Genomic DNA, 14,609 nt, shown 5'->3' with positions numbered 1-14,609 from the left:
GGCTCAGGCGTCGTCGGCCGGCTTCTCGCCCTCGTCGTCGCCGCCCGCGGGCTCGAGGCCGAACTGCTCCACGAGCCACTTGTCGAACTCGATCGAAGCGCGCACCCAGCTCACCGTCGACGACACGAAGTGCTCCAGGCTGACGCCCGTGCCGATGAGCATCTGCGCCTCGCCGATGAGACGGACGGAGGCGGGCTGGCCCTCCTCCTCGTGGGTGTGCGTGTAGACCTTCGGCCACAAGGTGCGGCGGTTCCAGTCGTCGATCGCGTCGAGGACCTTGGCACGGTCCTCGATGGCGTGCGGACGGTCGTAGAACGTGCGCACCGAGAAGACCTGCTGCTCGTCCTCGCCACGGAACATGAAGTACGTACGGAATTCCTCCCACGGCGCCGCGAGGTCACCCTCGTCGTCGACGACGTACTTCAGCTCCATCTGGTCGAGGAGCTGCTTGACCAGGTCCTGGTCGGGGATGACCGGGCCCGCCGGTGCTTGGGCCTGAGGCTGGGGCTGGCCCCCGAAATTCGGAATCGAGGACGGGTCGATGCTCACGGGGTGTTTCCCTTCGTACGGATGCGGCCATCCTCCCCCATCCCGGGCGGGGGCTGGCAACCCCCACCGGACCTTCGCCACGACGTGTCCGGATCGGTGTCCCGGGGCGGGGCGCGGGGCCGGGCCCGCGCCCCTCGGCATCACTGCACCGGGCCCACGATCAGGCCGTCGTCGAAGCGGTCGACGCGGACCTTGTCGCCGTCCTTGATCTCGCCGGAGAGGATCTCCTTGGCGAGGCGGTCGCCGATCGCGGTCTGGACGAGGCGGCGCAGCGGGCGGGCGCCGTACGCCGGGTCCATGCCTTCGTCGGCGAGCCACTCCAGGGCGGTCGGGGTGACCTCCAGGGTCAGCCGGCGCTCGGCGAGGCGCCGGGCGAGGCGGTCGATCTGGAGCTCGGCGATACGGGCGAGCTCGTCCTTCGACAGGGCCGAGAAGACGACCAGATCGTCGAGCCGGTTGAGGAACTCCGGCTTGAAGCTGGCCCGCACGACCTCCAGGACCTGCTGCTTCTTCTCCTCCTCGCTGGTCAGCGGCTCGACGAGGTACTGGCTGCCGAGGTTTGAGGTGAGGATCAGGATGGTGTTCCTGAAGTCCACCGTACGGCCCTGGCCGTCGGTGAGCCGTCCGTCGTCGAGGACCTGCAGCAGGATGTCGAAGACCTCGGGGTGCGCCTTCTCCACCTCGTCGAGCAGGATCACGCTGTACGGACGTCGGCGCACCGCCTCGGTGAGCTGGCCGCCCTCCTCGTACCCGACATAGCCGGGCGGGGCGCCGACCAGGCGCGCGACGCTGTGCTTCTCGCTGTACTCCGACATGTCGATGCGGACCATGGCCCGCTCGTCGTCGAAGAGGAAGTCCGCGAGCGCCTTCGCCAGCTCGGTCTTCCCGACACCGGTCGGGCCGAGGAAGAGGAAGGAGCCGGTGGGGCGGTCGGGGTCCGCGATGCCCGCACGGGAGCGGCGCACCGCGTCCGACACGGCCCCTACGGCCTCGGTCTGGCCGATCAGCCGCCTGCCCAGCTCGGACTCCATGCGCAGCAGCTTCTGGGTCTCGCCCTCCAGCAGCCGGCCCGCCGGGATCCCGGTCCAGGAGGCGACCACGTCCGCGATGTCGTCCGGGCCGACCTCCTCCTTGACCATGGTGTCCTTGGCGGCCTCCTGCTCGGCCTCGGAGGCCTCCGCGAGCTCCCGCTCCAGCCCGGGGATCTCCCCGTACAGCAGCTTGGACGCGGTGTCGAAGTCGCCGTCGCGCTGGGCGCGCTCGGCCTGGCCGCGCAGCTCGTCGAGCTTCTCCTTCAGCTCACCGACGCGGTTGAGGCCCTGCTTCTCCTTCTCCCAGCGGGCGGTGAGGCCGCGCAGCTCCTCCTCCTTGTCGGCGAGGTCGCGGCGCAGCTTCTCCAGGCGCTGCTTGGACGCCTCGTCGGTCTCCTTGGAGAGCGCCAGCTCCTCCATCTTCAGCCGGTCGACGGCGCGCTGGAGCTCGTCGATCTCGACGGGCGAGGAGTCGATCTCCATGCGCAGCCGGGACGCCGACTCGTCGACGAGGTCGATGGCCTTGTCGGGCAGGAAGCGGGAGGTGATGTACCGGTCGGACAGCGTCGCGGCGGCGACCAGCGCGCTGTCCGCGATCTGCACCTTGTGGTGCGCCTCGTACCGCCCCTTGAGCCCGCGCAGGATCGCGATGGTGTCCTCGACCGTCGGCTCGGAGACCAGCACCTGCTGGAAGCGGCGCTCCAGCGCCGCGTCCTTCTCGATCCGCTCGCGGTACTCGTCGAGGGTGGTCGCGCCGACCATGCGCAGCTCGCCGCGGGCGAGCATCGGCTTCAGCATGTTGCCCGCGTCCATCGCGGAGTCGCCGCCGGCGCCCGCGCCCACGACGGTGTGCAGCTCGTCGATGAAGGTGATGATCTGGCCGTCGCTCTCCTTGATCTCGGAGAGGACGGTCTTCAGCCGTTCCTCGAATTCGCCCCGGTACTTCGCACCGGCAACCATCGCGCCCAGGTCGAGGGCGACCAGCCGCTTGTTCCGCAGCGACTCGGGGACGTCGCCCTTCACGATCCGCTGGGCGAGCCCCTCGACGACGGCGGTCTTGCCGACGCCGGGCTCACCGATCAGCACGGGGTTGTTCTTGGTACGGCGCGACAGCACCTGCACCACGCGGCGGATCTCCTGGTCGCGGCCGATGACGGGGTCGAGCCTCCCCTCCCTGGCCGCGGCCGTGAAGTCCGTACCGAACTTCTCCAGGGCCTTGTACTGGCCCTCGGGGTCTGGCGTCGTCACCCGGCGGCCTCCCCTCGTCCTCTGGAACGCGTCCAGCAGCTTGCCGTCCGTGGCGCCCTGCCCGGACAGCACCTCGCCGGCCCGTCCGCCCTTGGCCGCGATCCCGATGAGCAGGTGCTCGGTGGAGATGTAGTCGTCCCCGAGCTCCTTGGCGCGGCGCGCGGCGTCGGCGATGACGGCGAGCAGCTCGCGGTTGGCCTGCGGCGGCGCGACGGTGGACCCGGTCACGCTGGGCAGGTCGGCGAGGACCCGCTCGGCCCCGGACCTTACCGCGGCCTGGTCGGCGTCGACTGCGGCCAGCAGGTCGGTGATGTTCTCGTTGTCCTGACCCGCGAGGAGTGCGAGCAGAAGGTGCGCGGGTGTCAGATCGGGGTGCCCGTCGGACACGGCTCGGCTGGAAGCGGCGTTGAGCGCGTCCCGGCTCCTGTTGGTCAGCTCGGCGTCCACGTGCGGTCTCTCCTCCTCGGCTCGTCACGTCATACGGATGTGACTCTTCCAACGTACACAAAGTTGAGTCTATTCCACTCAAGGTACGGGATGAGCAGGCTCCGCCGATAGGTTCCGGGCATGGCCATCGACCCACGGAATCCCGACGCGTCCTACCTCAGCTTCTGGCGCGAGTACCACATGTGCACCCTGACCACCCCACGCCCGGACGGCACCCCGCACGTCGTCGCGGTGGGCGTCACGTACGACCCGGAGGGCGGCGAGAAGGGCATCGCCCGCGTCATCACCAACAAGCACAGCCACAAGGTCGCCAACGTCCTGGCCGCGGGCCCGGAACCGGCACGGGTCGCAGTCTGCCAGGTGGACAAGGGGCGTTGGGCGACGCTGGAGGGCCGCGCCACGGTCCGGACGGAACCGGAGGTGGTCGCGGACGCGGTCGCGCGTTACGCGGACCGATACGGCCGTACTCCCGCGCCGAACCCGGACCGGGTGGTCATCGAGATCGCCCTGACGCGCGCGATGGGCCGGGCGTAGCCGCGAGGCCCGCGATCCCGGACGTCCGGGGCCACCGGGGCCACCGGGGTCACCGGGGTCACCGGGGCCTCGGAGGCCCCGGACCCCTCGGAGGCCTCCGGAGAAGGAGAAAGAGCAAAGCACAGCGGCGCCATCGTGTTTCAGGTCCACGATGGCGCCGCTGTGTGGGGGAAGCACCTGAGCGATCTTGAACGACGGGGGAACCGCTCAGGCACTGCGGGGGGTGGCGGTGGTGGTGTGCGGCTCGACCAGCTGGTGGTCGCGCTGGTCGAGATTGACGAAGATCATGCCGTACCTGATGGCACAGCGGACGGGTTGCGGAGCCCCGCGGGGCCTCCGCAGGCAGCGGTACGCGCGGATCTCCTCGTCGTCGCCGCGGTTGATCACGACCGGTTCGCCGAAGAGGGTGACCATCAACGAATCGCCACGGTGCGGCACCGCTGTGACGAGGTCGATGAAATGCCACCCGGAGCGGTACGCGGTCGCCATCTCCCGCCGGAAGCGAGGATCCTCGGGAACCGTCATGCCCTCACGGACTCCCAACCGGGGTCCGCCGACTCCCAGCCGGGATCCTGCGACGCCGCCGGCGCCGTGAACTCCCAGCCCGGGTCCTGGACCGCCCGCGGTGCGACTTCCCAGCCCGGGTCAGGCGCCGCTGAGGTCACCTGGGTCACCTGTGAACCCAGACCCCACCCGGGACCCTCGGCCGACGTCACAACCCCCACTGCCGCAGCAGCGAAGAGCGCGACACCGACTACGGTGCGTATGAGCTTCTTGGCCATGACCGAGCAACCTCACTTGAAGGTGATTCCTACGGCTCCCCCGCAGCCATGACGATGGCTCACTCTCCACGTTTCCACCACTGGCTCAATGCATCATGTTCCTGTATTGCAAAAGCCTGGGGGTGTATAGATGCGGTCAGAACTGGACAATCAGGGTCACCCTCATACACATGCACAGCTGTGCGAGGCCGGTTCACGGCTGTATGCGAGTGCCCTGCGGAGTGGACGGATCGCCCGGACGGAGGTGACCTCCGCACCCTGCCTGATCGACCTGGACCTGCTGCGTCCCGACCCCGACGACGTCCAGTGGCTCCGCCCCGTGCCCCCCTCCGCGGCGCTGGCCCAGCTCCTGCTGCCGATAGAGAGCGAAATTCAGGAGCGTAGACGGCTTACCGTTCAACTGTCCGACGCGTTTGAGCCATTCATGACCATCAGCGCGCAGGACCCTTCGACCACCCACGCGATCACGGTGCTCGAAGGACTCCCCCGGATCAATGCCAGCCTGGACCGCGTCGTTGCCGAGTGCACGTCGGAGCTGCTGACCGTCCAGCCGGGCAGCGGCCGCAGCGCGGCCACCTTCGGCGCGGCACTGCGCAGGGTCAGACCGCTCCTCGGCCGCGGCATCCGGATGCGCACCCTCTACCAGCACACCGCCCGCCACCAGCCGATCACCCTGGCCTATCTGGAACGCATAGGCCCCGAGGTCGAGGTGCGCACGCTGGAGGAGATCATCGACCGGCTGATCATCGTGGACCGCAAGGTCGCCTTCGTCCCGGCCAGCCGGGACCGCCAGGTCGCACTGGAGCTGCACCACCCCGGCCTGGTCGAGTATCTCGTCGGCGTCTTCGACCAGTTCTGGATGCAGGCGATCCCGCTCGACGACCCGGTGACGTACGAGCCCAACGTGAACGGCATAAGCGGGGTGCAGCGCGCCATAGCAAGGCTCCTCGTCGAGGGCCACGTCGACGAGGCGATCGCCCGCCGGCTCGGTATGAACGTCCGCACCTGCCGCGCCCACATCGCCAAGCTCGCCTCGGCGCTCGGCAGTGGTTCGCGGGCGCAACTGGGTTATCTCATCGCCCAGTCCGGGATCCTCTCGGCCCCGCCGCCGGAACAGGGCTGACGGCGGCCGCGCCCGCCCGTGCAGAGGGCGCACGCATAGGCGGACGCAGAGGGGCCGGGAGAGCTACTCGCCCTCCCGGCCCCTTCATGCGTTCCTGACGGCTTCAGCCGTCGCGCTTCGGCTTCGGCCGCCACACCACCAGCGCACTGGCCTGCTGCACGTCCTGATACGGCACCAGATCCCGCCGGTACGACGCGTGCACCTGCGCCTCGCGCTGCTGCATCGCCGCCGCCGCGCCCTCCACCGCCGCCGAGAGCTCGGCGACGCGTGCCTGGAGCGCCGCGACCTGGTTCTCCAGTTCGATGATGCGCTTGATACCGGCCAGATTGATGCCCTCGTCCTGCGACAACTGCTGCACCTGGCGGAGCAGTTCGATGTCGCGGGCCGAGTAGCGCCGACCCCGTCCGGCGGTGCGGTCGGGGGAGACCAGGCCGAGGCGGTCGTACTGCCTCAGCGTCTGCGGGTGTAGGCCGGAGAGCTGGGCCGCCACCGAGATGACGTACACCGGCGTCTCGTCGGTCAGTTCATAGACCCTGCTTCCGAACCCGGGCTGTCGACGTCGGCCGTCCATCGCGTCATGCTCCCTTCGCAGCCTGGAACAGTTCTGCCCGCGGGTCCTCGCCGGCAGTCGCCTTCCGGTACGCCTCCAGGGCCTCACGCGCATCGGCACCGAGGTCCTTCGGCACCGCGACCTCCACGGTGACCAGGAGATCGCCGTGGGTGCCGTCCTTACGGACGGCGCCCTTGCCACGAGCGCGCATCGTACGACCGTTGGGCGTGCCCGCGGGCAGCTTCAGCGTGACCGGGGGCCCGCCGAGCGTCGGCACCTTCACCTCGCCGCCCAGTGCCGCCTCCGTGAAGGAGACCGGCACCGTGACGGTGAGGTTGTCGCCCCTGCGGCCGAAGACCGGGTGGGGGTCGACATGGACGACGACGTACAGATCGCCCGCCGGGCCGCCGCGCTCGCCCGGTGCGCCCTTGCCGCGCAGCCGGATCCGCTGGCCGTCACTCACGCCCGCGGGGATGCGGACCTGCATGGTCCTCGACGACTTGGCCCGGCCGCTGCCGTGGCAGACCTCGCACGGGTTCTCGGCGATGAGCCCACGCCCCTTGCAGTCCACGCACGGGTCGGTGAGCGAGAACGAGCCGCTGCCGCCGCGCGAGACCTGCCCGGTGCCGACACAGGTCGGGCACACACGCGGCGTGCCGTTCTTGTCTCCGGTGCCCGAACAGGCCTTGCAGGGCTGCTGGCTGGACATCCGCAGCGGGACCGTGGCCCCTTCGACCGCCTCGGTGAAGCTGAGCGTCACCTCGGACTCGATGTCCTGGCCGCGGCGCGGCTGCGTACGCGTACCCGCCCCGGCGCCGCGGTGGAACAGCCCGCCGAAGACGTCTCCGATGCCGCCCCCGAAGCCGCCGGCGCCGCCGGCGCCGCTGCCGCCCCCGGCCTGGGTGCCGCCGAAGAGGTCACTCAGGTCGAAGTTGAACGTGCCGCCGGCGCCGGGGCCGCCTGCCCGGAAGCCGCCGTTGCCGAAGAGGGCGCGCGCCTCGTCGTACTCCTTGCGCCGCTTGGCGTCGCCGAGCACGTCGTTGGCCTCGGAGATCTCCTTGAAGCGCTCCTCGGCCTTGGCGTCGCCCTTGTTGGCGTCCGGGTGGAACTCGCGGGCGAGCTTCCGGTACGCCTTCTTGATCTCGGCCTCGGTGGCGTCCTTGGGGACGCCGAGAACCTTGTAGTAGTCCTTCTCCACGAAGTCCTTCGTGCTCACCGACGTCCCTCCTCTCGGACGACTCCGTACTCGTACCCGTTTCCGTCACCGATCACGTCAGCCCTCGTCCGGGCCACCGCTCTCCTCGCCTGCCGGCTGCTCCTCCTTCGGCGCCGCGGGTGCCGCGCCCGGCTGGGGCTCGGCCACCGCGACCCGCGCGGGGCGGATGGTCCGCTCGCCGATCCGGTAGCCCGGCTGCAGGATCGCGACGCAGGTCGTCTCGGTGACGTCCGGTGCGTACGAGTGCATCAGGGCTTCGTGGATCGTCGGGTCGAAGGGCTCGCCCTCCTTGCCGAACTGCTGCAGACCCATCTTGGCGGCGACCGTCTCCAGCGATTCGGCCACCGACTTGAAGCCGCCCACCAGTTCACCGTGCTCGCGGGCACGGCCGATGTCGTCGAGGACGGGCAGGAGCTCGGTCAGGAGCTGCGCGACGGCGATCTCCTTGACCGTGATCCGGTCCCGCTCCACCCGGCGACGGTAGTTCTGGTACTCGGCCTGGAGCCGCTGGAGGTCCATCGTGCGCTCGTTGAGCGCGGTACGGACCTGGTCCAGCTGGGCCGTCAGGCCTGCCTGAGCCGCGGTCTGTGCTGCGTCCCCGGCCGGGGCCGCCCCCTCCTCCGCGGAGGGGGAGGCGGCCTGCGCCGCTTCGTCCGGAGTGGCGCCGGAGGGGACGTCAGGCTTCTCCTCGAAGCCCGGGGTCTCCTCCGTCATCAGGCAGCGCCACCCTTCTGGTCCTTCTCGTCGTCGACGATCTCGGCGTCGACGACATCGTCCTCGGCCTTCGCCTGGGAGGCACCGGCGTCACCGGCACCGCCCGCGGCCTGCTGGGCCTGCGCGTCGGCGTACATGGCCTGGCCGAGCTTCTGGGAGACGGCGGCGACCTTCTCGGTCGCGGTGCGGATCTCCGCGGTGTCCTCGCCCTTGAGCTTGTCCTTCAGCTCGGCGACGGCACCCTCGACCTCGGTCTTGATCTCGCCCGGGACCTTGTCCTCGTTGTCCTTGAGGAACTTCTCGGTCTGGTAGACGAGCTGCTCGGCCTGGTTGCGGGTCTCGGCGGCCTCGCGGCGGCGGTGGTCCTCCTCCGCGTACTGCTCGGCCTCCTGGCGCATCCGGTCGACCTCGTCCTTGGCGAGCGAAGAACCGCCGGTGACGGTCATCTTCTGCTCCTTGCCCGTGCCGAGGTCCTTCGCGGTCACGTGCATGATGCCGTTGGCGTCGATGTCGAAGGAGACCTCGATCTGCGGGACGCCGCGCGGGGCCGGGGGCAGGCCGGTCAGCTCGAACATGCCGAGCTTCTTGTTGTACGCCGCGATCTCGCGCTCGCCCTGGTAGACCTGGATCTGCACGGACGGCTGGTTGTCCTCGGCCGTCGTGAAGATCTCCGAGCGCTTCGTCGGGATCGTGGTGTTGCGCTCGATGAGCTTGGTCATGATGCCGCCCTTGGTCTCGATACCGAGGGACAGCGGGGTCACGTCGAGGAGCAGGACGTCCTTGACCTCACCCTTGAGGACACCGGCCTGGAGCGTGGCGCCGATGGCGACGACCTCGTCCGGGTTCACACCCTTGTTGGCCTCCTTGCCGCCGGTCAGCTCCTTGACGAGCTCGGCGACGGCCGGCATACGGGTCGAGCCACCCACGAGAACGACGTGGTCGATCTCGGAGAGCTGGATGCCCGCGTCCTTGATGACGTTGTGGAACGGCGTCTTGCAGCGCTCCAGCAGGTCGGCGGTGAGCTGCTGGAACTGGGCGCGCGTGAGCTTCTCGTCCAGGTGCAGCGGGCCCTCGGCGGACGCCGTGATGTAGGGCAGGTTGATGGTCGTCTCGGTCGAGGACGACAGCTCGATCTTCGCCTTCTCCGCGGCCTCGCGGAGACGCTGGAGAGCCATCTTGTCCTTCGACAGGTCCACGCCGTGGCCGTTGGCGAACTGCTTCACCAGGTAGTCGACGACGCGCTGGTCCCAGTCGTCACCACCGAGGTGGTTGTCACCGTTGGTGGCCTTCACCTCGACGACGCCGTCGCCGATCTCCAGCAGCGAGACGTCGAAGGTGCCGCCACCGAGGTCGAAGACGAGGATCGTCTGGTCGTCCTTGTCGAGGCCGTACGCGAGCGCGGCGGCCGTCGGCTCGTTGACGATGCGCAGGACGTTGAGACCCGCGATCTCGCCGGCCTCCTTGGTGGCCTGGCGCTCGGAGTCGTTGAAGTACGCCGGGACGGTGATGACCGCGTCCGTGACCTTCTCGCCCAGGTACGACTCCGCGTCGCGCTTCAGCTTCTGCAGGATGAAGGCGCTCATCTGCTGCGGGTTGAAGGTCTTCCCGTCGAGCTCGATCTTCCAATCGGTGCCCATGTGACGCTTCACGGACCGGATGGTCCGGTCCACGTTGGTGACCGCCTGACGCTTCGCAACCTCTCCGACGAGCACCTCACCGTTCTTGGCGAAGGCGACGACGGACGGCGTGGTCCTGGCGCCCTCGGCGTTGGTGATGACGGTGGGCTCCCCGCCTTCCAGAACGCTGACGACGGAGTTAGTCGTGCCCAGGTCGATGCCGACCGCACGTGCCATTTCGAATCCTCCAGTGGGGCTTAACTTGAGCGGAACTGGCTCAAGGATGCATCACAGGTCCCACGGAGTCAACAGACCTGAGTCGACCCGACTCAACTATGGTGCGTGGCCTGGCGCGCCCCGGCCGATCCACCCCGGCGCGGCCTGCGCCCCCCACGCCACCCACCGTGCCATTGTTCGCATAAAGCACGCGAAAACATGACACGAACGACGGAACGGTCGGGTGAGAGCCATGCAGCCCAAGCGCCTTCTCGATCTCGTCCTCGGCTCGCTCCTGCTGACCCTCTTCGCACCCCTGCTGGCGGCAGCCGCCTACTCGGCCGTGCTGCGCCTGAGGCCCGGCGGCGCGTTCGTGCGCGAGACGAGGACCGGGCTGCACGGCCGTCCGCTGACCGTGCGCTCGCTGCGCACCCGCCGCTACCGGCTGGACCTGCTCTCCCGGCTGCCCCATGTCGTACGGGGCGAGATGTCCCTTGTCGGGCCGGCCGCGCTGGCGCCCGGCGACCCGCGCGCCGCCGCACCCTGGCGGCAGAGCGTCAAGCCGGGCCTGACCGGCCTCGCCCAGCTCCGCCGGCATTCGACGATGCCCTGGGACGAGCCGGAACTACTCGATCAGCACTATGTGGAGCACCATTGGATGGGCCTCGACCTGGCCATCCTCGTACGTACGCTGCCGGCCCTGCGGCCCCCGCGCACTCAGGGTGACCTGAGCGACGCAGATCACCGCTTGCACAACTACAGTGCGGCGGAATAAGTGGGTAGTCTCAGCACGGACTGATTAAGTTACCGCTTAGTAAGTCCGATCTTCCCACCTCGCAGGCCCGAGGGAGCCCCCAAATGCAACTCGCCGCGATCATCGTGTCGCTGGTCCTGACCGTGGTCGGCGTTGCGCTGCTCGCACGCGCCATCGGCCAGTTCGTCAGGTACTTCAAGCTCGGCCAGCCCGTGCCCGCCGGCACCCGGACCGACAACCCCTACCAGCGCAGTGTGACGCTGGTGAAGGAGTTCCTCGGCCACACCCGGATGAACCGCTGGGGCATCGTGGGCGTCGCCCACTGGTTCGTGGCGATCGGCTTCCTGACGCTGCCGCCGACCATCATCACGGCGTACGGCCAGCTCTTCGAGGCCGACTGGACGCTCCCGGTGATCGGCGGCTTCCTGCCGTACGAGCTGTACATCGAGTTCATCGCCGCGATGACCACCCTCGGCATCGTCACGCTGATGGTCATCCGCCTGCTGAACCTGCCGTCGCGGCCCGGCCGCAAGTCGCGGTTCGCGGGCTCGAAGATGGGCCAGGCGTACTTCGTCGAGTACGTCATCTTCACCATCGGCCTGGCGATCTACGCCCTGCGCGGCCTCGAGGGCGCGCTGCACCACGTGGACCACTACGAGGCCGCGTACTTCGCCTCGTACCCGCTGATCCTGGCCTTCAAGGGCCTGAGCATCGCCGCGCTGCAGAACCTCGTCTACCTCTTCGCGATGATCAAGCTGAGCACGACCATGATCTGGATGATCACGGTCTCGCTCAACACGAACATGGGTGTGGCCTGGCACCGCTTCCTCGCCTTCCCGAACATCTGGTTCAAGCGCAACGCGACCGGTGAGACGGCCCTCGGCGGCCTCCAGCCGATGACGTCCGGCGGCAAGCCGATCGACTTCGAGGACCCGGGCGAGGACGACGTCTTCGGCGTCTCCCAGGTGGAGCAGTTCTCCTGGAAGGGCCTGCTGGACTTCTCCACCTGCACCGAGTGCGGTCGCTGCCAGTCGCAGTGCCCGGCCTGGAACACGGGCAAGCCGCTCTCTCCGAAGCTGCTGATCATGTCGCTGCGCGACCACGCGCACGCCAAGGCGCCCTACCTGCTGGCCGGCGGCGGCAAGACGATGGAGGGCGAGGAGAAGGCGTCCGAGGAGCAGCTGAAGGACGTCCCCGCCTCCGCCCTCGCCGAGGCCGAGCGCCCGCTGATCGGGACCGCCGAGGAGAACGGCGTCATCGACCCGGACGTGCTGTGGTCCTGCACCACCTGCGGTGCCTGCGTGGAGCAGTGCCCGGTCGACATCGAGCACATCGACCACATCGTCGACATGCGCCGCTACCAGGTGATGATCGAGAGCTCCTTCCCGTCCGAGGCGGGCACGATGCTCAAGAACCTGGAGAAGAAGGGCAACCCCTGGGGCCTGGCGAAGAAGCAGCGCCTCGAGTGGACCAAGGAGGTCGACTTCGAGGTCCCGGTCGTCGGCAAGGACGTCGAGGACCTCAGCGAGGTCGACTACCTGTACTGGGTCGGCTGCGCGGGCGCCCTCGAGGACCGGGCCAAGAAGACCACCAAGGCCTTCGCCGAGCTGCTGCACATCGCGGGCGTCAAGTTCGCGATCATGGGCGGCGAGGAGAAGTGCACCGGAGACTCGCCGCGCCGCCTCGGCAACGAGTTCCTGTTCCAGCAGCTGGGCGCGGAGAACGTCGCGATGCTGAACATGGCATTCGGCGAGGACGACGAGGACCCGTCGACGAAGAAGCCGAAGTCGTCGAAGAAGATCGTCGCGACCTGCCCGCACTGCTTCAACACCATCGCGAACGAGTACCCGCAGCTCGGCGGCGAGTACGAGGTCATCCACCACACCCAGCTGCTCCAGCACCTGATCGACGAGGGCAAGCTGATCCCGGTGACGCCGGTCGAGGGTCTGATCACGTACCACGACCCCTGCTACCTGGGCCGCCACAACAAGGTCTACACGCCGCCGCGCGAGATCATCGCCAAGGTGCCGGGCCTGCGGAACGAGGAGATGCACCGCCACAAGGAGCGCGGCTTCTGCTGTGGCGCCGGCGGAGCGCGCATGTGGATGGAGGAGCGGATCGGCAAGCGCATCAACACCGAGCGTGTGGACGAGGCTCTCTCGCTCAACCCTGACATCGTCTCGACGGCCTGCCCGTTCTGTCTCGTGATGCTGACCGACTCGGTCAACGGCAAGAAGAACGACGGCCAGGCCAAGGAGAGCCTGCAGGTCGTGGACGTGGCGCAGCTGCTCCTCGACTCGGTGAGGATTCCGGTGGACCCGGAAGAGGGTGCGGCGGAGCCCGCTGGGGGAGCGCCGGAACCGCAGCCCGTGAAGTAGTCGTCCTCGTACTCGGTACGGGAAACGAGAAGCGGCCGGACCTGCCTCGGGGGCAGGACCGGCCGCTTTTCGCGTGACCTCCCGGCTCGCACCGGCCTCACCCCATGCGAGTGGGCCATTACGCATCGCCCAAGCATTGGCCCAAGCGCCTGGCAGGAGCATGATGAGGCGGCTGGTTCCGGAGAGACGGATGGGGTGGGTGCCGCCGTGGGGCGTCGACGTCGAATGCGCAAGGCCGCGCTCGGAGGCTTGGGCATGCTGCTGCTGGCGCCGCTGTCGGCGGGCTGCGGGCTCTCACCTGCGCACCCCGACGCCACGTCCGACCGCCCGGCCCTCGGCGCCTCCGCTTCCGCCGCCGCATCCGCCTCCGCCTTCGCCGGCAGGGCGGCCGTGCCCGCCCTCCCCGTACCGCGCGGCAACGGCAGCCGCGTCCCGGAGGACTTCAACGGCGACGGGCACCGCGATCTCGTCCTCGACGACCTCGTCAAGGCGCCGGGCGCGGCCCACGACGACGATGCGGGCATCGGCATCGTCTACGGGACCGCGAAAGGCTCCCTGGCCCCTTCCGTACGCCGGCTCCTCACCCCTCGCGCCAACGGCGCCCCCGTCGCGGGCGTGCTCCCCTCCGCCTTCGACGCAGCGGCCGCGTGCGACCTCGACAAGGACGGCTTCAGCGACCTGATCGTGGCCACGGACCCGCCGTACGACGGTGTCGGCCGCCCGCCCGTCCCCCTCCAGCTGCTCTTCGGCGGCCCCACCGGCCTCATGGGGAAGGCGGTCGTCCTCCGCATCCCGGAGCGGGCCCGGTACGGCAACGAGTGGCCCGACCACCCCGTCTGCGGCGACTTCGACGGCGACGGCGCCCAGGACCTCGCCGTCACCGCGAGCGGCGGCCGGCTCAGCTTCCTGCCCGGCCCCTTCACCCGTACGGGCGCCCCACGCGCCGCCGAGGCCCCGCTCCCGGGCGCGGGCCCGTTGCTCGCGGCCCCCGAGCCCGACGCCGACCCGAACGGCGACGGCTACGACGACCTGGCCCACTCCACACGCCCCCGCACCCCCGGCGCCGCGGCCGAGACCGGGCTGCTGCTGGGCGGCCCCGACGGCCCCGGGCGCCCCGGCGGCACGTACACCTTCAAGGCCGTGCGCCTCCCGCCCGCGCCACCGCTCCCGGCAGGCGAAGCCACGCCCGTCACCGAGCTGCTGCGCTACGCGGACTTCGACGGCGACAAGCGGGCGGACGTCGTGACGCGTACGCACCGGGGCGAGAACGCCGACGTCATCGCCCTTTACCCGGCCTCCGGCGACCGCACAAGGCCCTTGATCACTTTCAGCACGTCGATCTTCCTGGACATCCCTTAGCTTGATCTTTAACGTCCGGCGTCGAATGGTGCGTCGAACTTGATCACTCGGTTCGGTATCCGGCGTACACGGAAGCGGCCTTCGTCTGAACA

General features: G+C 69.3%; 12 protein-coding genes. 5 read left to right on the top strand and 7 right to left on the bottom strand.

Annotated features, from left to right (window positions below; genetic code table 11):
- Nucleotides 1–3: 3 nt before the first annotated feature.
- A complete protein-coding gene (locus ACWCXB_RS22775) occupies nucleotides 4–549 on the bottom strand; it encodes a YbjN domain-containing protein (protein WP_450725296.1) in 546 nt (181 codons plus the stop codon).
- 140 nt (nucleotides 550–689) lie between these two features.
- On the bottom strand, nucleotides 690–3,275 hold the full coding sequence (gene clpB / locus ACWCXB_RS22770; protein WP_450725295.1) for an ATP-dependent chaperone ClpB: 2,586 nt from the start codon (nucleotides 3,273–3,275) through the stop codon (nucleotides 690–692).
- 120 nt (nucleotides 3,276–3,395) lie between these two features.
- On the opposite strand from clpB, the gene ACWCXB_RS22765 reads away from it, so the two are divergent.
- Nucleotides 3,396–3,809, top strand: coding sequence for a pyridoxamine 5'-phosphate oxidase family protein (locus ACWCXB_RS22765; protein WP_450725294.1), 414 nt, complete (start codon nucleotides 3,396–3,398; stop codon nucleotides 3,807–3,809).
- A 207-nt stretch (nucleotides 3,810–4,016) separates the two neighbouring features.
- Here the strand turns inward: ACWCXB_RS22765 and ACWCXB_RS22760 are convergent, their stop codons facing one another.
- On the bottom strand, nucleotides 4,017–4,334 hold the full coding sequence (locus ACWCXB_RS22760; protein WP_450725293.1) for a (2Fe-2S)-binding protein: 318 nt from the start codon (nucleotides 4,332–4,334) through the stop codon (nucleotides 4,017–4,019).
- Nucleotides 4,335–4,721: 387 nt separating this feature from the next.
- On the opposite strand from ACWCXB_RS22760, the gene ACWCXB_RS22755 reads away from it, so the two are divergent.
- On the top strand, nucleotides 4,722–5,714 hold the full coding sequence (locus ACWCXB_RS22755; protein ID WP_450725292.1) for a helix-turn-helix transcriptional regulator: 993 nt from the start codon (nucleotides 4,722–4,724) through the stop codon (nucleotides 5,712–5,714).
- Between the two features lie 103 nt (nucleotides 5,715–5,817).
- Here ACWCXB_RS22755 and ACWCXB_RS22750 read toward each other — a convergent pair whose 3' ends face one another.
- The 4 genes from ACWCXB_RS22750 to dnaK are packed head-to-tail and all read right to left on the bottom strand — an operon-like array spanning nucleotide 5,818 to nucleotide 10,047.
- Entirely contained in the window at nucleotides 5,818–6,285 is a 468-nt protein-coding gene (locus tag ACWCXB_RS22750; RefSeq protein ID WP_450725291.1) for a heat shock protein transcriptional repressor HspR, read from the bottom strand.
- Between the two features lie 4 nt (nucleotides 6,286–6,289).
- Entirely contained in the window at nucleotides 6,290–7,480 is a 1,191-nt protein-coding gene (gene dnaJ, locus ACWCXB_RS22745) for a molecular chaperone DnaJ (protein ID WP_450725290.1), read from the bottom strand.
- 57 nt (nucleotides 7,481–7,537) lie between these two features.
- Nucleotides 7,538–8,194: a nucleotide exchange factor GrpE gene (gene grpE, locus ACWCXB_RS22740; RefSeq protein WP_450725289.1), complete on the bottom strand. Its 657-nt coding sequence runs from the start codon at nucleotides 8,192–8,194 to the stop codon at nucleotides 7,538–7,540.
- Nucleotides 8,194–10,047, bottom strand: coding sequence for a molecular chaperone DnaK (dnaK, locus tag ACWCXB_RS22735; protein WP_450725288.1), 1,854 nt, complete (start codon nucleotides 10,045–10,047; stop codon nucleotides 8,194–8,196). The genes grpE and dnaK overlap by 1 nt, the downstream gene beginning before the upstream one ends.
- Before the next feature lie 232 nt (nucleotides 10,048–10,279).
- Between dnaK and ACWCXB_RS22730 the strand changes: the two genes are divergently transcribed.
- The 3 genes from ACWCXB_RS22730 to ACWCXB_RS22720 all read left to right on the top strand — a co-directional run bounded on the left by ACWCXB_RS22730 (nucleotide 10,280) and on the right by ACWCXB_RS22720 (nucleotide 14,517).
- Nucleotides 10,280–10,801, top strand: a complete 522-nt coding sequence (locus ACWCXB_RS22730) for a sugar transferase (RefSeq protein ID WP_450725287.1) — start codon at nucleotides 10,280–10,282, stop codon at nucleotides 10,799–10,801.
- An 83-nt stretch (nucleotides 10,802–10,884) separates the two neighbouring features.
- On the top strand, nucleotides 10,885–13,158 hold the full coding sequence (locus tag ACWCXB_RS22725) for a (Fe-S)-binding protein (RefSeq protein WP_450725286.1): 2,274 nt from the start codon (nucleotides 10,885–10,887) through the stop codon (nucleotides 13,156–13,158).
- Between the two features lie 255 nt (nucleotides 13,159–13,413).
- On the top strand, nucleotides 13,414–14,517 hold the full coding sequence (locus tag ACWCXB_RS22720) for an FG-GAP repeat domain-containing protein (protein WP_450725285.1): 1,104 nt from the start codon (nucleotides 13,414–13,416) through the stop codon (nucleotides 14,515–14,517).
- The last annotated feature ends 92 nt before the right edge of the window (nucleotides 14,518–14,609 follow it).

The sequence above is a fragment of the Streptomyces sp. NPDC001514 genome, assembly GCF_053597075.1.
This window is presented reverse-complemented; position numbering and strand designations above follow the sequence as displayed.